This is a genomic window from Haemophilus sp. HN_Hi08, from assembly GCF_049824455.1.
In the GTDB taxonomy this organism is placed as follows: domain Bacteria; phylum Pseudomonadota; class Gammaproteobacteria; order Enterobacterales; family Pasteurellaceae; genus Haemophilus; species Haemophilus influenzae_D.
Genome location: NZ_CP187493.1, coordinates 1,061,055 through 1,087,279, shown reverse-complemented (window position 1 = coordinate 1,087,279; position 26,225 = coordinate 1,061,055). Strand labels below are relative to the sequence as shown.

24 protein-coding genes and 1 tRNA gene are annotated in these 26,225 nt (G+C 37.9%); 9 read left to right on the top strand and 16 right to left on the bottom strand.

The genetic code is table 11. The features are described 5' to 3' along the window. The first annotated feature begins 70 nt into the window (after nucleotides 1-70). Nucleotides 71-1,546 (top strand): leucyl aminopeptidase, encoded by a 1,476-nt coding sequence (locus ACPT8O_RS05335; protein ID WP_021035399.1) that lies wholly within the window; start codon nucleotides 71-73, stop codon nucleotides 1,544-1,546. A gap of 36 nt (nucleotides 1,547-1,582) precedes the next feature. Here ACPT8O_RS05335 and ACPT8O_RS05330 read toward each other — a convergent pair whose 3' ends face one another. The 9 genes from ACPT8O_RS05330 to rsgA all read right to left on the bottom strand — a co-directional run bounded on the left by ACPT8O_RS05330 (nucleotide 1,583) and on the right by rsgA (nucleotide 10,493). After that, nucleotides 1,583-3,610: a BCCT family transporter gene (locus ACPT8O_RS05330; protein ID WP_041175356.1), complete on the bottom strand. Its 2,028-nt coding sequence runs from the start codon at nucleotides 3,608-3,610 to the stop codon at nucleotides 1,583-1,585. Between the two features lie 265 nt (nucleotides 3,611-3,875). Further along, nucleotides 3,876-5,231 (bottom strand): quorum sensing histidine kinase QseC, encoded by a 1,356-nt coding sequence (gene qseC, locus ACPT8O_RS05325; RefSeq protein ID WP_021035401.1) that lies wholly within the window; start codon nucleotides 5,229-5,231, stop codon nucleotides 3,876-3,878. Next, nucleotides 5,228-5,893 (bottom strand): response regulator, encoded by a 666-nt coding sequence (locus ACPT8O_RS05320; protein WP_014550655.1) that lies wholly within the window; start codon nucleotides 5,891-5,893, stop codon nucleotides 5,228-5,230. The genes qseC and ACPT8O_RS05320 overlap by 4 nt, the downstream gene beginning before the upstream one ends. A 63-nt stretch (nucleotides 5,894-5,956) precedes the next feature. Beyond that, the gene (locus ACPT8O_RS05315; protein ID WP_005688032.1) at nucleotides 5,957-6,322 is read right to left on the bottom strand and encodes a YgiW/YdeI family stress tolerance OB fold protein; all 366 of its coding nucleotides are present in this window, start codon (nucleotides 6,320-6,322) and stop codon (nucleotides 5,957-5,959) included. 114 nt (nucleotides 6,323-6,436) lie between these two features. After that, nucleotides 6,437-6,532 carry a hypothetical protein gene (locus ACPT8O_RS05310; RefSeq protein WP_005688034.1) on the bottom strand — a complete coding sequence of 32 codons (96 nt, stop codon included), beginning with the start codon at nucleotides 6,530-6,532 and terminating at the stop codon, nucleotides 6,437-6,439. A gap of 137 nt (nucleotides 6,533-6,669) precedes the next feature. Then, nucleotides 6,670-7,170, bottom strand: coding sequence for a PTS glucose transporter subunit IIA (gene crr / locus ACPT8O_RS05305; protein WP_005688036.1), 501 nt, complete (start codon nucleotides 7,168-7,170; stop codon nucleotides 6,670-6,672). Between the two features lie 59 nt (nucleotides 7,171-7,229). Beyond that, a complete protein-coding gene (gene ptsI / locus ACPT8O_RS05300; protein ID WP_011272760.1) occupies nucleotides 7,230-8,957 on the bottom strand; it encodes a phosphoenolpyruvate-protein phosphotransferase PtsI in 1,728 nt (575 codons plus the stop codon). A gap of 79 nt (nucleotides 8,958-9,036) precedes the next feature. Continuing rightward, complete coding sequence (ptsH, locus tag ACPT8O_RS05295; protein ID WP_005654341.1) at nucleotides 9,037-9,294, bottom strand: phosphocarrier protein Hpr; 258 nt, start codon at nucleotides 9,292-9,294, stop codon at nucleotides 9,037-9,039. Nucleotides 9,295-9,452: 158 nt separating this feature from the next. After that, nucleotides 9,453-10,493: a small ribosomal subunit biogenesis GTPase RsgA gene (rsgA, locus tag ACPT8O_RS05290; protein ID WP_021035402.1), complete on the bottom strand. Its 1,041-nt coding sequence runs from the start codon at nucleotides 10,491-10,493 to the stop codon at nucleotides 9,453-9,455. Nucleotides 10,494-10,563: 70 nt separating this feature from the next. Here rsgA and orn point away from each other — a divergent pair, with 70 nt between their 5' ends. Together orn and ACPT8O_RS05280 are read left to right on the top strand one after the other, a co-directional pair. Further along, entirely contained in the window at nucleotides 10,564-11,112 is a 549-nt protein-coding gene (orn, locus tag ACPT8O_RS05285; RefSeq protein WP_021035403.1) for an oligoribonuclease, read from the top strand. A 93-nt stretch (nucleotides 11,113-11,205) separates the two neighbouring features. After that, nucleotides 11,206-11,281, top strand: a tRNA-Gly gene (locus tag ACPT8O_RS05280). Between the two features lie 127 nt (nucleotides 11,282-11,408). Here ACPT8O_RS05280 and wecA read toward each other — a convergent pair. Next, on the bottom strand, nucleotides 11,409-12,476 hold the full coding sequence (gene wecA / locus ACPT8O_RS05275) for a UDP-N-acetylglucosamine--undecaprenyl-phosphate N-acetylglucosaminephosphotransferase (protein ID WP_021035404.1): 1,068 nt from the start codon (nucleotides 12,474-12,476) through the stop codon (nucleotides 11,409-11,411). Between the two features lie 478 nt (nucleotides 12,477-12,954). Between wecA and ACPT8O_RS05270 the strand changes: the two genes are divergently transcribed. Continuing rightward, complete coding sequence (locus tag ACPT8O_RS05270) at nucleotides 12,955-13,164, top strand: tetratricopeptide repeat protein (RefSeq protein ID WP_021035405.1); 210 nt, start codon at nucleotides 12,955-12,957, stop codon at nucleotides 13,162-13,164. 101 nt (nucleotides 13,165-13,265) lie between these two features. On the opposite strand, the gene glnD is transcribed toward ACPT8O_RS05270, so the two are convergent. Next, complete coding sequence (gene glnD, locus ACPT8O_RS05265) at nucleotides 13,266-15,857, bottom strand: bifunctional uridylyltransferase/uridylyl-removing protein GlnD (protein ID WP_021035406.1); 2,592 nt, start codon at nucleotides 15,855-15,857, stop codon at nucleotides 13,266-13,268. Between the two features lie 92 nt (nucleotides 15,858-15,949). Further along, complete coding sequence (gene map, locus ACPT8O_RS05260; RefSeq protein WP_021035407.1) at nucleotides 15,950-16,756, bottom strand: type I methionyl aminopeptidase; 807 nt, start codon at nucleotides 16,754-16,756, stop codon at nucleotides 15,950-15,952. 136 nt (nucleotides 16,757-16,892) lie between these two features. Between map and erpA the strand changes: the two genes are divergently transcribed. From erpA to argG, 5 genes are all read left to right on the top strand, one after another. Next, nucleotides 16,893-17,237, top strand: coding sequence for an iron-sulfur cluster insertion protein ErpA (gene erpA / locus ACPT8O_RS05255; protein ID WP_021035408.1), 345 nt, complete (start codon nucleotides 16,893-16,895; stop codon nucleotides 17,235-17,237). A gap of 1 nt (nucleotide 17,238) precedes the next feature. After that, the gene (locus ACPT8O_RS05250; protein WP_021035409.1) at nucleotides 17,239-17,592 is read left to right on the top strand and encodes a YacL family protein; all 354 of its coding nucleotides are present in this window, start codon (nucleotides 17,239-17,241) and stop codon (nucleotides 17,590-17,592) included. A 6-nt stretch (nucleotides 17,593-17,598) separates the two neighbouring features. Then, entirely contained in the window at nucleotides 17,599-19,944 is a 2,346-nt protein-coding gene (mrcB, locus tag ACPT8O_RS05245) for a penicillin-binding protein 1B (RefSeq protein WP_021035410.1), read from the top strand. 165 nt (nucleotides 19,945-20,109) lie between these two features. Next, nucleotides 20,110-20,982: a phosphoribosylaminoimidazolesuccinocarboxamide synthase gene (locus ACPT8O_RS05240; protein WP_021035411.1), complete on the top strand. Its 873-nt coding sequence runs from the start codon at nucleotides 20,110-20,112 to the stop codon at nucleotides 20,980-20,982. 176 nt (nucleotides 20,983-21,158) lie between these two features. Next, complete coding sequence (gene argG, locus ACPT8O_RS05235; RefSeq protein WP_021035412.1) at nucleotides 21,159-22,493, top strand: argininosuccinate synthase; 1,335 nt, start codon at nucleotides 21,159-21,161, stop codon at nucleotides 22,491-22,493. Between the two features lie 80 nt (nucleotides 22,494-22,573). Here the strand turns inward: argG and ACPT8O_RS05230 are convergent, their stop codons facing one another. The 4 genes from ACPT8O_RS05230 to pxpB are packed head-to-tail and all read right to left on the bottom strand — an operon-like array spanning nucleotide 22,574 to nucleotide 26,102. Further along, nucleotides 22,574-23,767, bottom strand: a complete 1,194-nt coding sequence (locus ACPT8O_RS05230; protein WP_021035413.1) for an NRAMP family divalent metal transporter — start codon at nucleotides 23,765-23,767, stop codon at nucleotides 22,574-22,576. A 43-nt stretch (nucleotides 23,768-23,810) separates the two neighbouring features. Next, nucleotides 23,811-24,548, bottom strand: a complete 738-nt coding sequence (pxpA, locus tag ACPT8O_RS05225; RefSeq protein WP_021035414.1) for a 5-oxoprolinase subunit PxpA — start codon at nucleotides 24,546-24,548, stop codon at nucleotides 23,811-23,813. After that, the gene (locus tag ACPT8O_RS05220) at nucleotides 24,535-25,464 is read right to left on the bottom strand and encodes a 5-oxoprolinase/urea amidolyase family protein (protein ID WP_021035415.1); all 930 of its coding nucleotides are present in this window, start codon (nucleotides 25,462-25,464) and stop codon (nucleotides 24,535-24,537) included. The genes pxpA and ACPT8O_RS05220 overlap by 14 nt, the downstream gene beginning before the upstream one ends. After that, the gene (gene pxpB, locus ACPT8O_RS05215; RefSeq protein ID WP_021035416.1) at nucleotides 25,461-26,102 is read right to left on the bottom strand and encodes a 5-oxoprolinase subunit PxpB; all 642 of its coding nucleotides are present in this window, start codon (nucleotides 26,100-26,102) and stop codon (nucleotides 25,461-25,463) included. The genes ACPT8O_RS05220 and pxpB overlap by 4 nt, the downstream gene beginning before the upstream one ends. Nucleotides 26,103-26,225 lie beyond the last annotated feature (123 nt).

The window sequence follows — 26,225 nt, the reverse complement described above, 5'->3', positions numbered from 1 at the left end:
AAACTGGATAAAATCGGTCGCGTATGATAACTTATTTTCGCTGAATTAAACAGAAATTTAAGGACAACAAATGAAATATCAAGCAAAAAATACCGCACTTTCTCAAACCACTGATTGCATTGTTTTAGGCGTCTATGAAAATAATGAATTTTCAAAAAGTTTTAATGAAATCGATCAATTAACCCAAGACTATTTAAACGATTTAGTGAAATCAGGTGAGCTAACTGGAAAATTAGCCCAAATCGTTTTACTTCGTGATCTTCAAGGTTTATCTGCTAAACGCGTATTAATCGTTGGCTGTGGCAAAAAAGGAGAACTCACGGAGCGTCAATATAAACAAATCATCCAAGCTGTATTAAAAACGCTAAAAGAAACCAACACGCGTGAAGTTGTTTCTTATTTAACTGAAATTGAATTAAAAGATCGCGATCTTTATTGGAATATCCGCTTTGCCATTGAAACGATTGAACACACCAATTATCAATTTGATCATTTCAAATCTCAAAAAACGGAAGCCTCTGTTTTAGAATCTTTCATCTTTAATACGGATTGTGATCAAGCACAACAAGCCATTGCTCACGCCAATGCCATTAGCTCAGGCATAAAAGCAGCACGCGACATCGCAAATATGCCACCCAATATCTGCAACCCCGCTTATCTTGCTGAGCAAGCAAAAAATTTAGCCGAAAATTCTACCGCACTTTCATTAAAAGTTGTGGATGAAGAAGAAATGGCAAAACTTGGAATGAATGCTTATCTTGCCGTCTCAAAAGGCTCTGAAAACCGTGCTTATATGTCTATTTTGACCCTCAATAATGCACCAGATAAAAACGCAAAACCCATTGTACTTGTCGGCAAAGGATTAACCTTTGATGCAGGCGGTATTTCACTTAAACCTGCCGCAGATATGGATGAAATGAAATATGATATGTGCGGTGCAGCTTCTGTTTTCGGCACAATGAAAGCCATTGCAGAGTTGAATTTGCCATTAAACGTTATTGGTGTTTTAGCTGGTTGCGAAAATCTGCCTGATGGCAATGCTTATCGCCCAGGCGATATTCTTAACACTATGAATGGTTTAACCGTAGAAGTACTCAACACCGATGCAGAAGGTCGCTTAGTCCTTTGTGATGCCCTTACTTATGTTGAACGTTTTGAACCTGAGCTTGTTATTGATGTTGCAACCTTAACGGGGGCTTGTGTGGTTGCCCTTGGGCAACACAATAGCGGATTAGTTTCTACAGATAACGCTCTTGCCAATGCACTACTCCAAGCCTCAACAGAAACTACTGACAAAGCGTGGCGTTTACCATTAAGCGAAGAATATCAAGAGCAACTGAAATCGCCTTTCGCCGACCTTGCCAATATTGGGGGTCGCTGGGGTGGCGCAATTACTGCCGGTGCATTTTTGTCTAACTTCACGAAAAAATATCGCTGGGCACATTTAGACATTGCAGGTACGGCTTGGTTACAAGGCGCAAATAAAGGTGCAACAGGTCGCCCTGTTTCGCTATTAACCCAATTTTTGATTAATCAGGTTAAATAACCAAAAAACGAGGCACACGTTGCACCTTTAAATCGATTACTCTGCTAGTTCGGTTTGCTCGTGTGCCATTAGTTCCTGACCCACATCATCAAGCAAACTTAAATAACGTTCATATTGTTTCAACATATCAGCAATCAATTCATCTTGATCCATATATTGAACATCGTAACCTACTCGTCCATCAAAAAAATAAGCGTAAGGTTCATAAGTAGTGCTATGCTGAATGTGCGGTAAATTTTCATCGTTAATTAATTGCTCTGACACTTCTCGCCCAACAGATTTAATACCATACATAAAATCTCTCATTGATTCTTTATGAATTACCAATTCCAAAGCTGGCTCTTCTTGTTCAAATAATCTGTTGATTTCTACACTTAAATTATATTTTCCTGTTAATTCTTGACGTAATTCTCGCATAGCGGGTAACGCCGTATTTTTAAGAAAACGTAAAATATCTTTCTCTTGCGTTTGGTTCATCATTTGCTCTAAATGTGATTTCCATTTATCGCCGCTCCAGAAAATGCTAGTTGGATTGACTTTAGTAGAAAAATATTTTTTATCCGCAATTAAGCCTTTCCATAAACTAAAACACATTACCAACATTAATAAAGCAAAAGGCAAGGCAACAATTAATGTCATTGTTTGCAAATTAGCAAGTCCACCAGACTGCATAAGCACAATTGCAACAACAGACATTAAAGTTCCCCACATTATGGCTTGCCACGCAGGCGAAGCTAAACTTTTATCACGAGATGCAATGTTATTTAACACATAAATGCCTGAATCCGCTGAAGTGATAAAAAACAATGAAATCACTAATAAACTCACAAAGCCTGTTACTGTTGGCAAAGGCAGATAATTTAAAAATTTAAATAATAAAATTTCTGGGGAAGAAATAAATTCGCCAAGCCCGCCCGCAGCAATGCCATCATTTAGCCATACTGCTGTATTACCAAAAACAGTAAACCATAAAATACCAAATAAACTTGGAATAACTAATACACCAAAAATAAATTCACGGATAGTTCGTCCTTTAGAAATACGGGCAATAAATAAACCCACAAACGGCGCCCAAGAACACCACCAAGCCCAATAAAGCACAGTCCATCCACTAAACCAGCTAGTATGTTCTTGTTCATAAGCATAGGTTTTAAAACTGAGTTGCACTAAATTGCTGAAATAATTCCCCATATTATCGCTAAATGCAGATAAAAGGTATAACGTAGGTCCTGCAACTAAAACAAAGAGAAGTAAACAAAATGCTAAAGTTAAGTTAATTTCACTTAATATTTTCACGCCTTTTCCAACACCAGAAATAGCAGAAAACACCGCTAAACACATCACCACAACAATAACGCCAACTTGTAAAGCAAAGCTGTTCTGGCTTATCCAACCTATTTGTTCAAGTCCTGCACCAAGCTGTGATGAACCGAAACCTAATGTAGTAATAATCCCAAACAATGTGGCAAGTAATGCCATAACATCAATCGCATCGCCGATTTTGCCATTAATACGATCTTTTAATAAAGGATAAAAACAAGAGCGCAACGCTAAAGGTAATTTATAACGAAACCCAAAATAAGCTAATGCTAAAGCAATGGTGCCATATACTGCCCAAGCGTGAATGCCCCAGTGGAACAGAGTATGAAGTAAAGCCTCTTGTTGTTTATGTTCTGCAGAACCTGCTGTAATGTCAGAAAGATAATGGGTTAATGGTTCTGCTACGCCAAAAAACATCAGCCCAACTCCCATTCCAGCGGCAAATAACATCGCAAGCCAAGATAAGAAACTAAATTCAGGTTCTTCTTCATCCTGCCCTAGTTTTATATTGCCAAGACTACTGACTGATAAAATTAATAAAAATCCTAAAAACACTGAAAAAGTGAGTACATAAAACCAACTAAAATTAGCAAAAATACCACTTTTAGCTTGATTCAATAATGCCTGTGTTTGCTCTGGCGCAATAAAAATCATTGCCATCAGTAACAGCACAAAAAATAATGTAACGCCAATTACCAAAGGATTAAATGACGTTCTCTTTGTCATAAATTGAGATAAAGACAAACTTTTCCCCTTAACGATTAAGTGAATAGATTTAATAAAAATTGCCTAGAGGCAAAAATGTGTAATGGAACCACTACAAAGGACAGCACATAGAAGTGCGATTTTGAAGGAAACGTTCAGTAGGAATTGAAGGATTGTTTCCAAAAACTTGTGTATATTAACAAAATACAGTCATTATTTCAAATTAGTGAAAGCTAAAGTGAAAAGTGCGGTAAAATTTACAAAATAATTTACCGCACAAATATCATTTATTTTAAAGCCATTTCTACAAAGATATTATTGCTTTTAAACCAATTCTTCTCCCCTCTTTTACAACGTTTTCTAACCACACTTTAAATCCGTGCAATTCAGCAATTCGCATAACAATAGAAAGCCCCAAGCCACTTCCCTTTTCATTTTGCCCAGCTGGGCGATAAAAACGCTGACCAAGTTTTTTCAAATCTTCAGGCTCAACGCCGCCACCATTATCTTCAATAATAATCTGAGAAGATGCAATTTTTACTGAAACGGTTGTTTCTTCTGGACAATATTTAATGGCATTGTCGAGTAAATTTCTAAGCATCAATGAAACTAAAATTGATTGCCCTTGTTTTTGCTTTGGTTCAGATTCTTTCTCAAAAACCAAGGTAATTTTACGTTTTTCTGCCACAAAATAACGCTCAGAAATTAATGATTGAACAATGGCTTCCCAATCAAGCGGCTGTAGTGTTTCTAAGGCTTGCAAATTATCCAAACGAGAGAGCGTTAATAATTGTTCAATCAATTGCGAAGCCCGATCAATGCCTTGCGTTAAATGGATAAGGGCTTGCTCACGCAAAGACGCATCATCATTTGCGAGTTGTGCAACTTCAGTTTGAATACGCAATGCCGCCAATGGACTACGCAATTCGTGAGCTGCATCAGAAGTAAAACGGCGTTCTCGTTGCAACATAGCTGAAGTGCGGTCAAAAAATTGATTTAAATTTTTTACTAAGGGTAAAATCTCAACGGGTAGCCCCTCCGTATTCAGCAATGACACATCGCCAGATTTTCTCCTTTGCACTTCTTGGCTTAAACGTTTAATCGGTCGAAGTTCTTTATGAATCAACCATCCTAAAACAATGATCAAAATAGGCAAACTGGCAAACCAAATCCACATTTGCCCAAAAATCATTTCTTCAATTAAATCTTCACGGTAATCTAATTCTTGCCCTACTGCGATAAATAATTCTCCATTAGCTGCCGTACGCCAAAAAATTCGCCATTTATCGTCATCATCATAAATATTCTCGTTATAAAACCCCGTTTTATAATTAAAAATAAAATCCTTTCCATTTCGCCCATCACTAAATAAAAGTTTCCCTGTTTTAGAAAAAATAGCAAAGGCTAAGGCATCATCGTCATAACTTTTTTTTAATGCCGACTGTGAATTTTTATCTAGCTTTGTGCTAGATTCCAACAAAATAGCACTTAAATCAGAATTAGCGAGCCGTTCGGCAAAGAGAACTTGTTGTGCATCAAAAACTTTATTCACATCGTGACGTACTTGCCACCAAGCCATAAGCGTAGAACCAAACCAAACTAAAAGTGCGGTTAAAGAAAGCACGGAAATAAGACGCAAAGTGAGACTTCTATTTTTCATTTTTCAACTTGTCCCAGCGCATAACCAACACCGTGTACTGTTCGAATAAATTGTTTCCCCAATTTTTGGCGTAAATTATAAATATGCACATCCAATGCGCCACTGCTAATTTCTTCATCCCAACTGGATAATTTTTCTTCAATCGATGTGCGAGACAACACCCGATCTTTATTCAACATAAATAATTCTAATAATTTATATTCACGGCTTGTTAAAGAAATGGGTTGATTATTCAGCCAAACGGAACGTTGATTCTGATCGAGCTTAACCCCAGACTGTTCTATCACAGAATGATGATGTCCATAACGACGACGAATAAGGGCTTGTAAACGTGCGGCGACTTCAGCCAAAGCAAAAGGCTTGCAAAGATAATCATCTGCACCACTTTGTAAACCTTTAACTCGTTCATCTAAAGTATCACGAGCAGTCAAAATTAATACGGGAACATCTTGATGATTAGATCGCCATTGTTGCAATACATCTAATCCATCAAGTTTAGGCAAGGTTAAATCCAATACCACCGCATCATAAGGCGCAGAGGTTAAAGCAGCCATTCCTGTTTTTCCATCGGTAAACCAATCCACCGCAAAACCAAGTTTAGTTAAACCAATCTGCAACCCATTGCCGATTAGATTATCGTCTTCTATCAATAAAATTCTCATAAAAAATTGACCGCACTTTATAAACAAAAATAGCGAGCTAACGCCCGCTATCTTCAAAGATAATTATTCTGCTTTTTCAACGCGCAATACATCAAGTTCTGCTTTCTCAAAGGCTTCGTTATCCAATTTTCCATAAATTTTCACTTTATCCTTTGAATCTACGTTTAAACCATTCCAAACGCGTTTTTTGATTTCAATCTTGATTTGCCCTGTCCCATCAGTAAACCAAAATTCATCGTCATCAATTTGTTGTGTAATATTACCCACCAAAGTAATCATTGAATTATCAGCCGCAGATAAAGCTTGTTTTACGCTAATTGCAGCAGGGGCTGTTTGTTGAAAACCACCTTGACTATTATTGCCATTAAAACCAGCAAATGCTGAAGTGGTTGCTAATGCGAAGATTGTTGCTAATGCAAATTTTTTCATGACGTTTCCTTTTTAAGTTAGTTAATTTCAAGCACCATTGCTTGGATGTGTGTATTAAAACAAATAAATCTTAATAAAAAATTAAGAGGACTATACTTTTTCTAAAAGACTTTATCAAGGCAATTTTGCGACCACTGCATAGCCTTCAATTAAGCCATCCACTTCATAAGAAGCATTTGCAGTAATAAAAGCAGCCTCACCTTGTTTCAATGAAAGTGCGGTCGTTTCTGAGCGTAAAACTACCCCAATGGGGTCGCATTTAAATTAGCCTAGGGTATGCTTACCCTAGGTAACTAAAATAAATAAAAAATCCGCACAAAGGCGGACTTTTTTTTATCGTAAACAAATTATTTCTTTAAGGCTAATACTACTGATTCTCCAGCCACTACTTCGCCTGATTTTTTTACGATACAAGAAATTTCATCCATATTTGAAATTACGATTGGTGTTAAGACAGATTTTGCTTTTGATTCTAATAAAGGAAGATCAAATTCAATCACGGTATCACCACGCTTAATAGATTGACCTTCTTGTGCAATACGAGTAAAGCCTTCGCCTTTCAACTCAACAGTATCAATACCAAAGTGTACAAATAATTCTACGCCTTCTTTTGATTCCATTGAAAAAGCGTGATTGGTTTCAAAAATTTTACCAATCACACCATCCACTGGCGCAACGATTTTGTTACCAATAGGACGAACAGCAACACCATCGCCAACGATTTTTTCAGAGAAAACCACATCAGGAACATCTTCAATATTAACGATCTCGCCAGAGATCGGTGCATAAATTTCAACTTCCACAGATTTGTTTTCTTTTGAACCAAATAACTTGTCAAATAAGCCCATTTTAATCTCCTATCCATTCAAGATGGCTGCTATTTTAACGTAAAATCAAATACTTTTGTTTAATTTAATGAATTTTCCAGCAAAAATTCTTCAATTAATTGATCAATTTCTGCAGCGGTCGGTTTTTGTAATGCGGCATCAGCAAGCGCTTTTGCATCTTGGAAATTTACATTACGGATTAATTTTTTAATGCGAGGTACAGAAATCGCACTCATGCTAAATTCATCTAATCCCATACCAAGTAACAATAAAGTCGCGCGTTCATCCCCTGCTAATTCCCCACACATTCCCGTCCATTTTCCTTCTGTGTGAGAGGCATCAATCACTTGTTTAATTAAACCAAGCACAGAAGGGTGCATTGGATTATAAAGATGGGAAATAAACTCATTACCGCGATCTACAGCCAAAGTATATTGAGTTAAATCATTAGTTCCGATACTAAAGAAATCTACTTCTTTTGCTAAAAATTTTGCATTTACCGCCGCAGAGGGAGTTTCAACCATGACACCCACTTGTATGTTATTATCAAAAACTCTCCCTTCTTCACGTAATTCCGCCTTTAATGTTTCAATAACCGCTTTTAATTCTCGAATTTCTTCTACCGAAATAATCATCGGGAACATCACTGCCAATTTACCAAAAGCTGAAGCACGCAATACCGCACGTAATTGTGCATTTAAAATTTCACGACGATCTAACGCAATGCGAATTGCACGCCATCCCAAGAATGGATTCATTTCTTTTGGTAAATCTAAATATGAAAGCTCTTTATCGCCGCCAATATCCATCGTACGAAGCACAGTTAAGCGTCCGTTCATTGCTTCTACCACTTGTTTATAGGCAATAAATTGTTCTTCTTCTGTGGGAAGCTGTTCACGATCCATAAATAAAAATTCAGTTCGGTATAGCCCAATCCCTTCCGCTCCATTACGTTCTGCGCCGTCACAATCACGAATCGTCCCGATATTCGCGACGATATCAACCTTATGTCCATCCAATGTAATAGCTGGAAGATCTTTTAATTTAGCTAACTCTGCTTTTTCCTCAGAAATTTTCGCTTCAAGTGCTTTTAATTCATCAATTTGAGATGCCGTTGGATTAATATAAACTTGATTATTTATCGCATCTAAAATTAAGTAATCGCCCGTATTGACTAATTTAGTCACTTTATTTGTGCCGACAATCGCTGGCAATTCTAAAGAACGTGCCATAATCGAAGTATGGGAAGTTCTGCCACCAATATCAGTGACAACCCCTAATACTTTTTCGAGATTAAGTTGGGCGGTTTCTGAGGGAGTCAGATCATAAGCAACAAGAATAGATTCTTCCTGAATATCGCCAAGATCAACAATGTGCATGCCCAAAATATTTTTAACTAAACGGTTAGCAATATCCCGAATATCGCCTGCACGTTCTTTCAAATATTCATCATCAATTTCAGATAACATTGTCACTTGTTGATCTAAAATTTTACTCGCTGCAACCCCTGCATTCACTTTATTTGAACGAAGATAATCAAGAATTTCTTCTTCTAATTCTTCATCCTCAAGAATCATCAAGTGACCTTCAAAGATTGCGGCTTTTTCTTCGCCTAAAGAAATTAATGCACGTTCTCTAATTGAATTAAGTTGTTCTACCGCCGCAGCACGCCCTTCATAAAATCGAGCAACTTCTTCATCAATTTGATCATCTGTAATTTTTTGCGTATCAAGAACAATCTTTTCTTCTTTAAGAACAAGTGCCTTACCAAAGGCAATACCTGGGGATGCGAGAATGCCAGAAATCATAGATACCTTCCGAAACAATTAACAAAGTAATAAATAAACAATAGCCATAAAATTTCACAATTTTATGGCTAAGTAAGAATTATTCTAAAGTAGGAATTAACGCAACTAAATGTTCAACTGCCTGTTGCTCGTCTTCTCCATCAGCAGAAATGGTAAGTATTGTTCCCTGCGTTAAAGCTAATGTTTGCAACTTAAACAAGCTCTTTGCACTTGCACTTTTTCCCCCAGAGGTTACTGTAATTTCAGAAGAAAATGCTTTCGCTTCTTTCACAAATTGTGCAGCAGGGCGCGTGTGTAAACCGTTTGGCGCAATAATTTCCACATCTTTTGAATACATAATGCTACCTCGACTAATCAATGATTAAAAATATAAAACCAGAAAGTTGCCCTAGTATCCTTTTTCAAAACAAAATAATCAAGAATAAACACCAAAAAGCCCTAATTAAATCATAAAAATAAGCTAAATAGCTTATTTATTATTCACAATCTCAATCGTTAAACTACTGAAAAATGACGTTGTGATTTTGTTTCACTTAAACTTTCAATTAATCGATGATAATTATCATAACGAACAGGCGAAATTTTCCCTTGCTCAACGGCTTCACGTAACGCACACCCTGGATCGCTCAAATGTTTGCAATCACGGAATTTACAGGTGCCTAATACATATTGAAATTCTCGATAGCCTTTTGTGATTTGCTCCGCATCTAAATGCCAAAGCCCAAATTCTCTAATTCCGGGCGAATCAATTAAATTACCGCCTTGTGGCAAATGGTAAAGACGTGACGATGTCGTAGTATGCTGCCCTAACCCTGATGTTTCGCTCACATCCCCTACTTGAGCGTTTACGCTAGGCAAAATATGATTAATTAAACTCGATTTACCAACACCAGATTGCCCAACAAAAATCGCCGTGCCTTGTGCCAAAAGTGCGGTCAATTTTTCCATATTTTCACCGCTCTTTGCTGAAATCATTAAAATTTCATAGCCAATATCTTGGTAAATTTTAAGTTGTTCTTCAATTTCTTGACGCTGTTCCTGCGTCAATAAATCCACTTTATTCAAAACAATGAGAGGCGTAATTCCCGCAATTTCACACACAACAAGATAACGATCGATAATATTTAAGGAAAGCGTTGGCAATACTGCTGATACAATAATAATACGATCAATATTCGCCACGATGGGTTTCAAACCATCATAATAATCAGGGCGGGAAATTTCATTTTCTCGAGGGTGAATCGCCTCAATCACGCCGCTCACACCTTGTAATTGTTCATTACCTTTACGCCAAACAACTTTATCTCCCACCACCAAACTCGACAAAGTACGACGCAAATTACAACGATAAATTTTGCCTTGTTCATTTTCAACATCTGCGTGAATAGAATAACGTGTGACCACAACGCCTTCTTGCGGTTCGCCCAACATTTCATCTGACCATTCAATGTCTTTTTTCTTATGGCGATGTAATGTTTTCGCATTATTCGATTGAATTCTTCTGGTTTGGTTTTGAGTTAATTTACGTTTAGCCATAAAAGTGCGGTCGTTTTTTCCCTTGTTTTTGGTAAAATGAAAAAAATTTTTGCATAGGATACCTGATATTATGCCATTCGATAAACAAAATCTTATTTGGATTGATTTAGAAATGACCGGTTTAGATCCAGAAAAAGAACGTATTATTGAAATTGCGACTATTGTGACAGATAAAAATTTGAATATTTTGGCAGAGGGCCCAGTATTGGCTGTTCATCAGTCTGATGAATTACTCAATAAAATGAATGATTGGTGCCAAAAAACTCACAGTGAAAACGGCTTAATTGAACGCGTAAAAGCCAGTAAACTTACCGAACGTGCAGCAGAATTACAAACCTTAGACTTTTTAAAAAAATGGGTGCCGAAAGGTGCATCGCCAATTTGCGGTAACAGCATTGCCCAAGATAAACGCTTCTTAGTGAAATATATGCCTGATTTAGCCGATTATTTTCATTATCGCTATTTAGATGTAAGCACATTAAAAGAACTTGCAGCGCATTGGAAACCTGAAATTTTAGAAGGCTTTAAAAAAGAAAATACCCATTTGGCGCTTGATGACATTCGAGAATCCATTAAAGAGCTGGCTTATTATCGCGAACATTTCATAAAATTAGATTGATGAAAACTTCAACAAAAAATTGCTTTTTATGAAATTGCCCTTGCAAGCCCTAAAAATATTTGTATAATACCACCCCATTCACTGATGTGAACTGCGGGAATAGCTCAGTTGGTAGAGCACAACCTTGCCAAGGTTGGGGTCGCGAGTTCGAGCCTCGTTTCCCGCTCCAGATTTCAATCCCTAGCCAAAAGGCTGGGGACTTTTTCTATCTACAAAACATATCGCCCAAACTCTAAAGTGCGGTGAATTTTCTCAAAAAATAAAGGCTTGTGATTTAATAACACAAGCCTTTATTTTTATGCTTTTTTCAACCGTTTTGCACGGCGTTTCATTCTTCTGACCCAACGGGTAATTCGCCACGCACGCGTAATTGAATAGACATAAAGGAAAAATAAAATGAAAAAGCCGACAAACATCGCCCATTCATTCACATAATAAATTTCCCCTAAAATACCGATAGTTGCACAAACTGCCGAAACAAGCGTAATCAATAAAAAGGCTTGTCTTGATGTTAAACCTGCTCTCACCATTAAATGATGAACGTGTAAACGATCTGGGCGGAATGGACTTTTGCCTTTACGTACACGGCGATAAATAATCGCAACCATATCAATCAAAGGAATCGCAATGATCCAAAGTGCGGTTACTGGATTCATAGGATGCCCTTTTCCTTGCGTACTCAATAACAAAATCCAAATAATGGTAAAACCAATTAATGTACTCCCCGCATCGCCCATAAACACCTTATATTTCGGTCCAAATGGAATCCCTAGATTTAGCATCAAATAAGGTAAAATCGACAGGATTAAAGCAAAGCTCCAATGTGCCATATCCATTTGCCCATCTCGATACATTAAAATACCAATTGCCGCAAAAGAAACGCAAGAAAGCCCACCAAGCAATCCATCTATACCATCAATCATATTAAAGGCATTAATAATCGCAATAGTGGCAAATACAGTGATAATCAGCCCAATAGAACCTAGCGTTAATTGGAAAGGCCCTAAAATTTGACCAAGATGATCGAGATAAATATTGCCTAGATCGATCATTAAAATCGCCAATATCGCTTGAATGCCTGCTCTTAAAAAAGGGCTAATATCAAAGCGATCATCTAAAATCCCAATCGCCAATAAAACAAAAATACTGAACAAATAGAGATACGGTAATCGAAGCTGATCCCATTCCATCAGGTAATAGCAAAGATTACCAACAAAAAGCGATACGCCACCGATTAGCGGAATTGTGCCTTGGTGACGTTTACGATAGTTTGGCTTATCGACTAATCCAATCCAATTGGCAACGGGTCGCATCACAATCAATGTTAAAAACGAGCCAAGAAAAGTAACAAAAATACTCAACATAATGTGATCCTAAAAATTTTTTGCAAAGGATAACATAAGGCAAATTTACCTAGAAATATATTTTTCAAGAAGCCCTATTTTTCACTTTAACGCCACTGTTTTTATATTTAAATTTAACAGCTCCCCCCAAGTAGTTTATAAGGACATCAAATATAATTTGTTTAGTACAACAAGAAAGATATCAACCTTATGAATAGCTACACATATTGCCTTATTTAAACGTTAAAAAATCAAGAAAGTGTTTCAGTTAGGTTATAAATTCAAAGTATAATGACGACTCGTTTTTAGTTTGACAATTCAGTAGATACTAAAAATATATTGCCAAACAAAAATTTTGGCGTCTTCTATAAATCAATCTAGAGATTATTATATGAAACTGACAAAAACATTTCTCACTAGCGCATTGTTAGCTACTTCAATTTTTTCTGTTCAATCTACGGCTTAGGCAGATACGCCAGAACAGAAATTTCAACAAGGCTTGGAAGCTGCTAATAAAGGAGACTATCAAACTGCCCTCAAACTTTTGCAACCTTTAGCTGCACAGGGACATGCAAAGGCTCAATTTAATTTGGGGACGATGTATCACAATGGAGAAGGTGTTAAACGTGACCTTTCAAAAGCTAAAGAATGGCTCCGTAAGGCTTGTGATAAGGATAATAAAAAGGCTCGTGATACTTTAAAAATGTAGCGAAATCATTTTGAAATTAGGACGCTGAAAGCGTCCTTTTTTGTAGAAAATCAGACCTAATCTTCTACAACGAATATATCATCGTAAAACTATACTATTAGTTAGTTAATTTCTTTCACAAGAATTTGTTTTAATATTTCCCTTTCCTCTCTTGCAAGTGCTTGCCCAAATTGGTTCGTCAAAATAAAAAAATCCTCGGTTTTTTCGCCCACCGTGGTAATTTTTGCATTCAATAAATTGAGATTTAACTCAGTGAAAATCTGGCTAACTTGGGCTAATAACCCTGGTTTATCCAAGGCAACCAGTTCCATTTCAGTATGCTCTTTTTTGTTTTCGTGTAAAAAACGCACGTCGGTTTGCACAGTAAAATGTTGAAGCTGACGATTCGGCGTAATAGAAAGTGCGGATAATTTTTCACTTTGAAGGGCTAATGTGAGTGCTTGCTCTAGTTCTCGGCGACGATCAAATTCTACTAATTCTCCGTTAAGTTCTGTGATGATAAAGCTATCAAAAACATAACCGTCTTGTGTTGTAATAATCTGAGCATCGTGGATACTGAATTTTTTTGCTCCAATGGTACTCACGACTTTATTAAATAAGTGCGGTTGATCTTGGCAATAAATAAACACTTCCGTGCCACCAAGTGAAAAGCGATTACTAATTTTCACTAATAATGCCTCAACTAAATCCACCAGCAAACTTGTATGCCATGCGATTTGTTTTGGCGTATTACGCACAAAATAATCTTCAGGGCAACGCTCCCATAATTGCTCAATCGCGATTAGTGTAATATTGGAATAATCCTGCGTTAAAATTTGTTGTGCAAGTTTTCGATTTTCTGCCGATTTTTCTGAATAATCAAGCAATTCTTTCATACCTTGTGCAAATTGCTGTTCAGTAAATTCATATAAAGAGGCAAAAAGCGAACGTTTCCAGCTATTCCATAAATTACCATTGGTTGCACAAATATCCGCCACCGTTAAACAAGTGAGATAATCTAATCGAACTTGATTTTGCACGGCTTCCGCAAAATTCATGATGACTTCAGGATCATGAATATCACGACGTTGCGCAGTAATTGACATCAGCAAATGGGATTTTACGAGCCAAGCAAGGGTGTCAATTTCTCGACGATCTAAACCATGTAATTGCGCAAAATCTGCAACATCCACAGCACCAAGTTCTGCGTGATCACCGCCCCGCCCTTTTGCAATATCGTGGAATAACGCCGCAATATAAAGCAAAGTGCGGTCAGAAAGTTGGCTAAAAATTCGATGGGCAATGGGATGTTCTTTCGCACTTTCCTGTGACAGAAAACTTTCCAATTTCAACATCACGCGTAATGTATGCTCATCCACCGTATAAATATGGAACAAATCAAATTGCATTAAGCCCTCAATGGCTTGCCATTGGGGAAGATACGCAGTTAATACACCATATTGGTGCATCGGCATAAACGCACGCTTAATTGCATTGGGTTGATTAAATAAACGTAAAAACTTTTCACGAGCCGCAGGAATTTCACATAATTTTTGTGGTAATTGCTCTAAGGAAATTTGTAATTGACGCAAGGTATCAGAATGAATATTAGCCTGTTCGTACTGCGTTAAATAAAAGAATAGATCTAAAATTCGCGCTGGTTTTTCTTGAAAAACACGGCTATTACGCAAACATAAGCATTGGTTAATCAGTTGGAAATCATCGTCTAACTGCTCAATCACAGTAGCCTGATTTGATGAAAGCACATTTTCTCGATAATGCTGAATCAACAAATTACTAATCAGCGAAATGCGGTGCAATGCTTGGAAAAAACATTTCATCATTTTTTCCACAGCTTGATTGCCATCCCCTCGAAAACCTAACAATTCACTGACTTTAATTTGGCGATCAAACAACAGACGATTATCGTAACGTTTCAAAATCAAATGCAAAGCGAACCGCACTTTAAATAAAAAAGCACGACTTTCTTGTAGTTGCTGATATTCTTGAGGATAAATAAAACCACTTTGTAAAATGGCCTCAAGAGTCAGCGCCCCCGAATGGCGCAACGCCACCCAATACAACAAATGCAAATCACGCAAACCGCCTGGGCTGAACTTAATATCTGGCTCAAGGTTATAAGCCGTATTGTGATAACGCTGATAACGTTCTATTTGCTCTTGCACTTTGGCATTAAAAAAATCTTCTTTCGACCAAAAATCAGCACGTTTTACCAATTCATTTAGCGCATCAAAGTGCGGTCGATTTCCAATGAGAAATCTGGCTTCTAATAAATTAGTGGCAATCGTAATATCTTGTTTTCCTTCCAATTCGCATTGTTGTAAGGTTCGGACGCTATGTCCCACCTCAAAGCCACAATCCCATAAAAATTGGATAAATTGGGTAATCTTTTCTTCAATTTCTGGGATTGGTGTTTGCTCGACCAAAATTAAAAAATCTAAATCCGACAAAGGAAACATCTCACGCCGTCCATAACCGCCCACCGTAATTAAAGAAATCCCCAGTTGTTCACTTAATCCCATTTCCTGCCAAAGTTGAATCAATAAGGCATCATAAAAATCACTGCGATTTTCAATCAGCTCAAAAATGGAATAACGAGAAAAATTCTCAAGCTCAAATTGCTTGAGATTTTCTCGCTCAATTTTGACCGCACTTGGCGTTAAAGGAGAAGATAGTGTCGGAGAAAACAGCATTTTGATTGCCCTTTAATGGTTAGAAGTGGCTTTATTATAAAGAAAAACAAAAAGGGCGTATATCTACGCCCCTACTTACAATTTAATGTCAATTACATATTAATCATAATCCGTGAAATTCGACCTTCTGCAATTTCTTCATCACGAATAGTCATCACTTCACAACCACTTTCCGTGACAACAAGTTGATGTTCATATTGTGCTGAATGACTACGATCTTTGGTTTTTACTGTCCAACCATCTCCCATCACACGCACTTCTTTTTTACCTGCGTTAATCATTGGTTCAATGGTAAACACCATTCCGGGTTTTAAAATCACACCGCCATCATCTGCGTAATAATGCAATACTTGAGGTTCGCAGTGAAATTCTGTACCAACGCCGTGTCCGCAATATTCACGCACAACACTGAAAGTCTGGCTTTCCGTATATTTTTGCACGGCTTTACCTATTTCATTTAAACGAATATTGGGTTTTACAGTGCGTATCCCAACATATAATGCCTCTTGTGCGGCTTCCACTAACTTTTTACTACGAATATTCGTTTCGCCGCCCACGATATACATTTTTGAGTTATCGCCAAAATAACCGTCTTTAATTACGGTAACATCAATATTCACAATATCGCCATTTTTAAGCACTTTATCGTCACTTGGAATACCGTGACAAACGACTTCGTTAATGGAAATACAGGTTGCCTTTGGGAAACCGTGATAATTCAAACAGGCGGAAATAACCTTTTGTTCATTTACCATATATTCGTGACAAATGCGATCAAGCTCGCCTGTGGTTACGCCTGCTTTTACGTAAGGTTCAATCATCACAAGCACATCGGAAGCCAATTTACATGCCTCGCGTAATTTTACAATTTCTTTTTCAGTTCTAATTGGAATAGCCATTTTTATCTCACTTTTTTGAAAAAAACTTTGCGAGATTATAGCACGATTTCTAGGAAAAAACTGGATTACACTTGAATGGAGTAAAGGGTTATTAGATAATGGCAGGATTGAAATTTTAGGAAAGTAGGAAATAGTTATGATAGATGATATTGCAGTGCCACTGACATTTACTGATGCAGCAGCAAATAAAGTAAAAAGTTTAATCAGCGAAGAAGAAAATACTAATTTGAAATTACGCGTGTATATCACAGGGGGGGGGTGCAGCGGTTTCCAATATGGTTTTACCTTTGATGAAAAAGTCAATGACGGCGATTTAACCATTGAAAAATCAGGTGTTCAACTTGTGATTGACCCGATGAGTTTACAATATTTAATCGGCGGTACAGTCGATTATACTGAGGGTTTAGAGGGTTCACGCTTTACTGTAAATAATCCAAATGCCACCAGCACTTGTGGCTGTGGTTCATCCTTTAGTATCTAAGATGGATTTCCAATTTACACATTATCAAGGCAATGTATCCGTAAAATGTTCAATGGAACACATTGCCCTTGCTAACTGGTTCAATACAGAAGTGCGGTCAAATTCAGACAAGATTTTAACCGCACTTTCCTCTGCAAAATCACTTATTGAAAATCAAGAAAAAATCTTAATCGGTGCGGAATATACGTTATTTTTAAATGCTGATGAAGTAATGGTGCGCGCCAACAATCTCGCCATTGAATCAGATGAAATTTTAGAACAAGATTTCCACTATTATGATGAAGAAAGCCTTGCTTTTTGCGGTACGCAAGATTTTATTCATTTTCTCCAATCTTATGTTGATTTTATTGCTTAACTCACTATGACTTCTCAACACTCCGCTAAAAAATCATCGAAAAACACGCCAAAAAATAACCGCACTTTTAAAGGTTTTTTACTGAAATTTAGTTTCACTGTGCTTGTCTTAACGATTTTTTACGGCGGTTATCTCGATTGGCAAATTCGTTCTAAAATGGATGGACAAATTTGGCATTTGCCTGCGGAAGTTTATAGTCGATTAGAAAGTGTGAAAATTGCCGATAATCTCGCTTTTGATGAAGTCATTCAAATTTTATTAGATAACGAATATCGCCAAACCACAATGGTTGCCGCCCCTGGCGATTTCAAGTTAGAAGATGATAGCATTGTAGTGCTTCGCCGTGCTTTTCCTTTCCCCGATAAAGCAGAACCACAACGAGTTTTACGTTTGCGTTTTAGCAATAATAAGTTATCTCTCATTGAAGATTTAGTCACAGTCAAAACTGTTGATGAATTTCGTCTTGCACCAAAATTGATTGCGATGTTGCAATCAGACAACGAAGATCGTTTAGCTATTCCTTTACAAAATTATCCCCGTTTATTAATTGATACATTAATTTTAACGGAAGATCGCCGCTTTTATGAACATAATGGCATTAATCCAGTGGGGATTTTACGCGCATTAATTGCCAATATTCGTGCAGGTCAAACGGTACAGGGCGGCAGTACGCTCACTCAACAATTAGTCAAAAATTTATTTTTATCACGTGAACGCACCATTACACGCAAAGCCAACGAAGCCTTGATGTCATTGGTGTTAGATTGGCGTTACGATAAAAACCGCATTCTCGAAACCTATCTCAATGAAATTTATCTCGGACAAAATGGCGATACGCAAATTCACGGTTTTGAATTAGCCAGCCAATTTTATTTTGGTCGTTCGATTCGTGAAATTAGCTTAGATCAAATTGCCCTTTTAGTGGGGATGGTCAAAGGGCCTTCACTTTATAATCCGTGGCGAAATCCGCAAAACGCCCTCGAACGTCGCAACATTGTTTTAAAGCTAATGCTTGAGCATAAAATGATCGGCGATGAACTTTATCAATTATTAAGTCAGCGACCTTTAGGTGTGCAAAAGAAAGGGCAAATCTCGCGTAAATACCCTGCATTTATTCAAACTTTACAGGCAGATTTACGCCGTGAACTGGGCGAACACAAAATGTCGAGCTTACTTGGCGCACGTATTTTTTCCACAATGGATTTAAAACAACAAGCCCAAGCAGAAAATGCAGTGGTCAATACCGTTTCGCAATTACAACTGAAAACGAAAAATCCCCATTTAGAAAGTGCAATGATTATAACGGATTATCGCACAGGCGAAATTCGTGCCGTGGTTGGCGGTTTACAAACCCAATATGCAGGCTTTAATCGTGCATTAATGGCAAAACGTCAGATTGGTTCTTTAGTAAAACCTTCTATTTATTTGACCGCACTTTCTAATCCAGAACAGTTCCGTTTAAATACCCTAATTAATAACCAGCCAATTACGATTAATGTTAAAGGTAGCCCACCTTGGCAGCCACGCAACTATGACAAAAAATATAGCGGTTCGGTAATGTTAATGGATGCCTTAGCCCGTTCTTTAAATATTCCGACAGTGAATATTGGAATGAAAGTCGGCTTGAGTAAAGTTATTGACACACAAAAAGCGATGGGCTGGGATAATGTAGAAATTCCTAAAGTGCCTGCGATGTTACTCGGTTCTTATACCATCTCGCCTTATGATGTCACAAAACTTTATCAAACTATTGCCAATCAAGGGGGGCGAATTTCGCTCACAACCGTAGATAGCATTACTGATCGTCAAGGTAACCTAATTTTTCAACACGATAAAAGCGTAAAACAAGTGGTGCCACAAGAAGCGGCATTCCAAACATTATTTGCAATGCAACAAACTGTTGAACGAGGCACTGCACGTAGTTTGCAAAAAGATTACGCAGATTTACATTTAGCAGGCAAAACAGGCACAACCAATGAAGCTCGCGATACGTGGTTTGTGGGAATTGACGGAAAAAATATCAGCACAGTTTGGCTTGGTCGCGATGATAATGGCGAAACAAAACTGACTGGTGCTTCTGGCGCATTGCAAATTTATAAAGATTATTTAAACCGTACGAATATTGAAAAATTAGCAATTACGCCTCCTGCAACAGTGAAATGGGTGGGGATAAATCAATACGGTGGCTGGGATTGTGAGAGTTATCGAACAATTCCTGTTTGGCTAAATAATGGTCAGAATTTCTGTGGAGAAATATCATCTCCCTCTCTCACGCCAACAACTGAAACAGAAACACCACCACAAGAAAGCCTGTGGGACGTATTGGATAATCCCAATCCACCCGCTCAATAATTAATAGGATTTACTGAATTTCCAATAATAAACATTTTACCCCCTATACTTCCCCTGAAATTTCAGGGAATTTTTATTTCTTTTTAAAAATAGCAAACGTTTGCTTTATTTGCGTTAAAAGTGCGGTATAATATTCGCCAGTTTTTTTCATACAGGTGCAAAAGGATGACACAACAATCCCTCACGCTAAGTCTAAAAAAAATCTATTCAGGTAAAGTACGTGATCTCTATGAAATCGATGATAAACGCATGCTAATGGTTGCTTCTGATCGCTTATCTGCCTTTGATGTTATTTTAGATGATCCCATTCCACGAAAAGGCGAAATTCTCACGCAAATTTCCAATTTTTGGTTTAATAAACTTGCTCACATTATGCCCAATCATTTCACTGGCGACAGCGTTTATGATGTACTACCCAAAGAAGAAGCGGATTTAATCAAAGATCGTGCCGTCGTGTGTAAACGTTTAACCCCGATTAAAATTGAATCTATTGTACGTGGCTATTTAACTGGCAGTGGTTTAAAAGATTACAAACAAACAGGCACGATTTGCGGTTTAAAATTACCTGAAAACTTAGTTGAGGCCAGCAAATTACCCGAAGCTATTTTCACACCATCAAGCAAAGAAGAAGTTGGTAATCACGATATAAATATCAGCTATACAGAATGTGAAAAACTTATCGGCTCTGATTTAGCCGCACAAGTAAAAGAAAAAGCTATTGCACTTTATACCACGGCTGCAGAATATGCACTGACTAAAGGAATTATTATTTGCGACACAAAATTTGAATTTGGTTTAGATGAAAATGGCACGCTCACTTTAATGGACGAAGTATTAACGCCAGATTCTAGCCGTTTTTGGTCTGTGGATACTTACCAAGCAGGAACAAATCCTCCATCATTCGATAAACAATTTGTACGCGATTGGTTAGAAAATAGCGGCTGGAATAAACAAGCCCCCGCACCAAAAGTGCCAGAAAATATTATTCAGAAAACCGTTGATAAATATCAAGAAGCACTGGATTTATTAACAAAATAGAGATCAAAATCCCTGCTTTTTACAGCAGGGATTTTTATGCATTATTACAAATAAAGATTTTTAGCCTTAATGCATAAAATACTAGACAAACAGGAAAAGTGCGGTTATATTTTATCGATTTTTTATTCACAAAAATCGATTATTTATTCAATCCTAATTATTAGTAAGGAAAATATATGTCAAATACTATTTTACAGAGCTTACCTAAAGGTCAAAAAGTGGGAATCGCTTTCTCTGGCGGCTTAGATACCAGTGCAGCATTACTTTGGATGCGTCAAAAAGGTGCTGTACCTTATGCCTACACTGCCAATTTAGGGCAACCCGATGAAGACGATTACAACGCAATCCCTAAAAAAGCAATGGCGTATGGTGCAGAAAATGCGCGCTTAATTGATTGCCGTGCACAACTTGCTCACGAGGGTATTGCCGCAATTCAATGTGGCGCATTCCATATTTCGACAGGCGGCATTCCCTACTTTAACACCACACCGCTTGGTCGCGCAGTAACAGGCACAATGCTCGTTGCAGCAATGAAAGAAGATGATGTAAACATTTGGGGCGACGGCTCAACTTTCAAAGGGAATGATATTGAGCGTTTCTATCGTTATGGTTTATTAACGAACCCGAATTTAAAAATCTATAAACCTTGGTTGGATGCACAATTTATTGAAGAACTTGGCGGTCGTTTAGAAATGTCTCAATTCCTTATTGAAAATGGTTTTGACTACAAAATGTCTGTTGAAAAAGCCTATTCCACTGATTCCAATATGCTCGGTGCAACCCACGAAGCAAAAGACTTAGAACAATTAAGCACAGGAATGAAAATTGTGAAACCAATTATGGGGGTCGCATTTTGGGATGAAAAGGTAGAAATTAAACCTGAAACAGTCACAGTTACTTTTGAAGAAGGCGTCCCTGTGGCATTAAACGGCAAATATTTTGATAATGCAGTTGATATTATTCTAGAAGCCAATCGTATTGGTGGGCGTCACGGTTTAGGAATGTCTGACCAAATCGAAAACCGTATTATTGAAGCCAAATCTCGTGGTATTTATGAAGCACCGGGGATGGCATTATTGCATATTGCTTACGAACGTTTAGTCACAGGTATTCACAATGAAGATACCATCGAACAATATCGTATTAATGGCATCCGTTTAGGTCGTTTATTATATCAAGGTCGTTGGTTTGATCCGCAAGCATTAATGCTGCGTGAAACAGCTCAACGTTGGGTGGCAAAAGCAATTACAGGCACAGTAACCCTTGAACTTCGTCGTGGTAACGACTTAACTATCTTAAATACCGAATCAGCAAACTTAACCTACGAAGCAGAGCGTTTAAGTATGGAAAAAGTGGAAGATGCGCCATTTGATCCTATTGATCGTATCGGTCAATTAACAATGCGTAATTTAGATGTGTCTGATACCCGAGGTAAACTTGGTATCTATGCGCAAACAGGTTTATTAAACGCAGTTAAAGATTCCGTATTGCCACAATTAGGCAAAAAATAAATCATAAAATAAAATCTGCATTTCAATGATTGATTATTTAACATCACTTTGAAATGCAGATCCTTTCACAAAAATAGTAGTTAGCTAAAAAAACTAGAAATATAAGAAATAATCGTTTTTCCACTTAATATTGCCATAATAATCACAACAAACCAGCCTGAAAAAGCTAAAAAAACAGGGTGTTTATAAGTGCCAACAATATCGCTTCGATAAGCGGCTAACAAAATTAATGCCAATGCAATCGGCAGTATTAAGCCATTTAATGTTCCCACAAAAACTAATACCGCAGCAGGTTTTCCCACTGTGACTAAAACAACGGTAGAAATCACAATAAAGGCAATAATCCAACGATTACGATTGCGTTCAATAGTTGGACAAAGGGTCGTTAAGAAAGAAACTGAAGTATAAGCCGCACCAATAACCGATGTAATAGACGCTGCCCAAATAACTACCCCAAATAACACTTGACCAAAATTGCCTGCTACATATTCAAAAGGCGTTTCAGCTGGATTTTTAGGATTAAGAGACACACCTTTTGACACCACGCCAAGTACCGCAAGAAATAATACAATACGCATCGTTGAAGCAATTAAAATGGCTGAAACAGAACTACGGCTCACTTCAGCTATTGCTTTTTCGCCTTGAATGCCAGCATCTAATAAGCGATGCGCGCCTGCAAAAGTAATATAACCACCTACGGTTCCCCCCACTAATGTGACAATAGCAATGGGATCAATTTGTTCTGGAATAAAGGAATGATATGCCGCTTCAGCCACAGGCGGTTCAGTTTTAAACATTACATAAAACGTGAGTGCGACCATAATAAAGCCCATTAATTGTGCAAAACGATCCATTAATAAGCCCGCTTCTTTACGCAAAAAAATCAAAATAGCAATAATACCGCTAATCACTGCACCTATTTCTGGTGCTATGCCAAAAATAGAATTTAAACCAAGCCCCGCACCGCCAACATTACCAATGTTAAAAGCCAGTCCGCCCATCACAATCAGCGCAGCAAGAAAATACCCTGCTTTCGGAAAAACCGCATTAGAAATATCTTGCGCGCGTTTGCCAGACACAATAACAATTCGCCAAATATTAAGTTGAGCACCAATATCTAACAAAATTGATAATAAAATAACAAAGCCAAAACTCGCTAATAAAGTATTTGTAAAGGTTGCGGTTTGAGTTAAAAACCCGGGCCCAATGGCGGATGTCGCCATTAAGAAAGCCGCCCCTAAAACCGCATTTCGTCTGTGAGTAATTGATGCCATAAAGCACCTCCATTGTTAAGTTGATGTTATGTGTTTATTCGGCTTATGCCGTTATTTTGATATGATTTTTTTCTAATTCTTCCACAATGCGTTTAGCAAATTGCAAAGAATGTTGATTATCGCCGTGTAAGCAAATACTTTCTGCTTTTACAGGCACGAGGCTTCCATCAATGGCATTGACTTGCCCCTTTGTTACCATTTGTAACACTTGTTGAATAGCTTCCTTATCAGATTTTACCATTGCATTTGGTTGAGAACGAGGCACTAAACTCCCATCAGGCATATAATGTCGATCGGCAAACACTTCAGAAATAGTTTGCAGCCCTTCTTCCTCTGCGATACGCAACATTAAACTACCCGCTAACCCCATTAATTTCAAATTCGGATCAAATTGATAAACAGTTTGTGCAATTACACGCGCTATTTTTTCATCTTTTGCCGCTTGGTTATATAACGCACCGTGAGGCTTAACATAACTAATTACCGCCCCCTCGCCATCACAAATTGCTTTTAAGGCGCCTAATTGATAACGCAAATGTGCGATTAATTCCTGTGAAGACAACGCCATTGCCGTACGACCAAAATTTTCTCGATCAGGAAAACTAGGGTGCGCACCAATACGCACCTTATTTTCTTTCGCAAATTTGACCGCACTTTGCATTTCCTTTGCGCCCCCAGCGTGTAAGCCACAGGCAATATTTGCAGAAGAAAGCAACTGCAACAAACTTTCATCAAAAGGAAAACCCTCTGCAATATCTGCATTTAAATCAATTTTTTTCATCAACAATTCTCCTAATTTGATCAAGGTATATTTCATTTTTACGGCGTAATTTAGCCGCCTCTTGTAAGCTAACCGCTTCAAATTTAATCGTTGAACCTAAACGCACCTGTGCCAAAGCCCCAAGATCGGCATCAATCACATTAGCAATTTTAGGATAACCGCCTGTGGTTTGTGCATCCGCCATCAAAATAATAGGCTGACCACTTGGTGGAACTTGCACACTACCAAACTGAATGGCGTGAGATAGCATTTCCAACGGCTGCTTTAATTCTAATGTCTGACCTTGAAAACGATACCCCATACGATCACTATTACTTTGCAACGTCCATTCATTTCGCCACCAATAATACTGGGATTTTCGTTTAAACGCCTGATATTCAGAAGATGGCAAAGCACGAATAACATCACTAAGCGGAATGGGCGCAACACCAATTTCGCTACGCAAAATATGATCATTTGCCGTTTGTAGCTGATCGCCTGTCTGCAAACAACGTCCCTCAATACCCCCTATTTTCGCTCTCAAATCCGTACTACAAGAATTCAATGCTTGAGGCAAAACAAAACCGCCTTGAACACATAAATAACCATACATTCCAATTTTTGCACGAGTCATTTTTAATATTTGACCGGCACGTGCTTGATAACGCCAATAAGCAAAAACAGGCTTATCATCTAACGTCATTTCATAAAAAGCACCAGTCACACAAAAATTCATATCTTGCTGAAATTGCAATGTAATGCCGCCTAAAGGCACTTCAATAACAGGAACATTCTCTGCATTGCCCAATAAAATATTGCCTGCACGTAAGGCTAATTTATCCATTGCCCCACAATGGCTAATACCAAATCGGCGTAAACCAAAACGTCCTAAATCTTGAATAGTCGCACGGGATTGCACATCAAGCACATCAATCATAGTTCAATCCCCTCCACAATAAATTTCACAGTATCGCCAGCTTGTAATAAGGTTGGTTGCACTTGATTTTTATCAAAAAGTGCTTGCTTAGTATAACCGATCAACTGCCACCCACCTGGCGAAGAAAAAGGATAAATCCCCGTTTGCACACCACCAATACCAACAGAACCAGCAGGAACAACCGTTCTTGGCGTGGCACGGCGTGGCGTGTGTAAGTTTTCAGGTAAACCACCCAAATAAGGAAAGCCTGCTTGGAAACCAATCATATACACAGTATAAATAGGCTCACTGTGCATCTGAATAATCCGCTCTGGTGTTGTCTGATGAAATTTCGCTACATCAGATAAATCCTGACCTCGCTCTCCCCCATAAATAACAGGAATTTCAATATGGCGTCCTTGAAAATCCGATACTTTCAATTCAGCCCAAAGTTGTTCTAAACGTTGCACAAGCGGCTTAAAATCTACGAAAAAATCGGTAAAAACCGTAAGATTATTCATTCCCAAGACAACTTCTACAATATCTTGTTCTGATTGCAATTGACGAGCCAACGCCCATAATTGGCGTTGTTGTTGAATGGAAGCTGGGGGTGGCAAAGAGCAAACCACCGCCGACTCACTGATCGGAACGATATTCATAATATACCCTTTATATGATGTTATGTAATTTGTTATTTTTTTGTTACAGATCTCTTTTAAAGGATATTTATAGGTTTTGTCAAGTCTTTATTTTCATCTTTTAATTCAATTTAAAAACACCGC

What these genes read in the sequence shown, in the direction of transcription:
- ACPT8O_RS05335 (WP_021035399.1), top strand. Translation starts at nt 71, where the DNA reads ATGAAATATCAAGCAAAAAATACCGCACTTTCTCAAACCACTGATTGC.
- qseC (WP_021035401.1), bottom strand. Translation starts at nt 5,231, where the DNA reads ATGAAAAATAGAAGTCTCACTTTGCGTCTTATTTCCGTGCTTTCTTTA.
- ACPT8O_RS05320 (WP_014550655.1), bottom strand. Translation starts at nt 5,893, where the DNA reads ATGAGAATTTTATTGATAGAAGACGATAATCTAATCGGCAATGGGTTG.
- ACPT8O_RS05315 (WP_005688032.1), bottom strand. Translation starts at nt 6,322, where the DNA reads ATGAAAAAATTTGCATTAGCAACAATCTTCGCATTAGCAACCACTTCA.
- crr (WP_005688036.1), bottom strand. Translation starts at nt 7,170, where the DNA reads ATGGGCTTATTTGACAAGTTATTTGGTTCAAAAGAAAACAAATCTGTG.
- ptsI (WP_011272760.1), bottom strand. Translation starts at nt 8,957, where the DNA reads ATGATTTCTGGCATTCTCGCATCCCCAGGTATTGCCTTTGGTAAGGCA.
- ptsH (WP_005654341.1), bottom strand. Translation starts at nt 9,294, where the DNA reads ATGTATTCAAAAGATGTGGAAATTATTGCGCCAAACGGTTTACACACG.
- rsgA (WP_021035402.1), bottom strand. Translation starts at nt 10,493, where the DNA reads ATGGCTAAACGTAAATTAACTCAAAACCAAACCAGAAGAATTCAATCG.
- orn (WP_021035403.1), top strand. Translation starts at nt 10,564, where the DNA reads ATGCCATTCGATAAACAAAATCTTATTTGGATTGATTTAGAAATGACC.
- wecA (WP_021035404.1), bottom strand. Translation starts at nt 12,476, where the DNA reads ATGTTGAGTATTTTTGTTACTTTTCTTGGCTCGTTTTTAACATTGATT.
- glnD (WP_021035406.1), bottom strand. Translation starts at nt 15,857, where the DNA reads ATGCTGTTTTCTCCGACACTATCTTCTCCTTTAACGCCAAGTGCGGTC.
- map (WP_021035407.1), bottom strand. Translation starts at nt 16,756, where the DNA reads ATGGCTATTCCAATTAGAACTGAAAAAGAAATTGTAAAATTACGCGAG.
- erpA (WP_021035408.1), top strand. Translation starts at nt 16,893, where the DNA reads ATGATAGATGATATTGCAGTGCCACTGACATTTACTGATGCAGCAGCA.
- ACPT8O_RS05250 (WP_021035409.1), top strand. Translation starts at nt 17,239, where the DNA reads ATGGATTTCCAATTTACACATTATCAAGGCAATGTATCCGTAAAATGT.
- mrcB (WP_021035410.1), top strand. Translation starts at nt 17,599, where the DNA reads ATGACTTCTCAACACTCCGCTAAAAAATCATCGAAAAACACGCCAAAA.
- ACPT8O_RS05240 (WP_021035411.1), top strand. Translation starts at nt 20,110, where the DNA reads ATGACACAACAATCCCTCACGCTAAGTCTAAAAAAAATCTATTCAGGT.
- argG (WP_021035412.1), top strand. Translation starts at nt 21,159, where the DNA reads ATGTCAAATACTATTTTACAGAGCTTACCTAAAGGTCAAAAAGTGGGA.
- ACPT8O_RS05230 (WP_021035413.1), bottom strand. Translation starts at nt 23,767, where the DNA reads ATGGCATCAATTACTCACAGACGAAATGCGGTTTTAGGGGCGGCTTTC.
- pxpA (WP_021035414.1), bottom strand. Translation starts at nt 24,548, where the DNA reads ATGAAAAAAATTGATTTAAATGCAGATATTGCAGAGGGTTTTCCTTTT.
- ACPT8O_RS05220 (WP_021035415.1), bottom strand. Translation starts at nt 25,464, where the DNA reads ATGATTGATGTGCTTGATGTGCAATCCCGTGCGACTATTCAAGATTTA.
- pxpB (WP_021035416.1), bottom strand. Translation starts at nt 26,102, where the DNA reads ATGAATATCGTTCCGATCAGTGAGTCGGCGGTGGTTTGCTCTTTGCCA.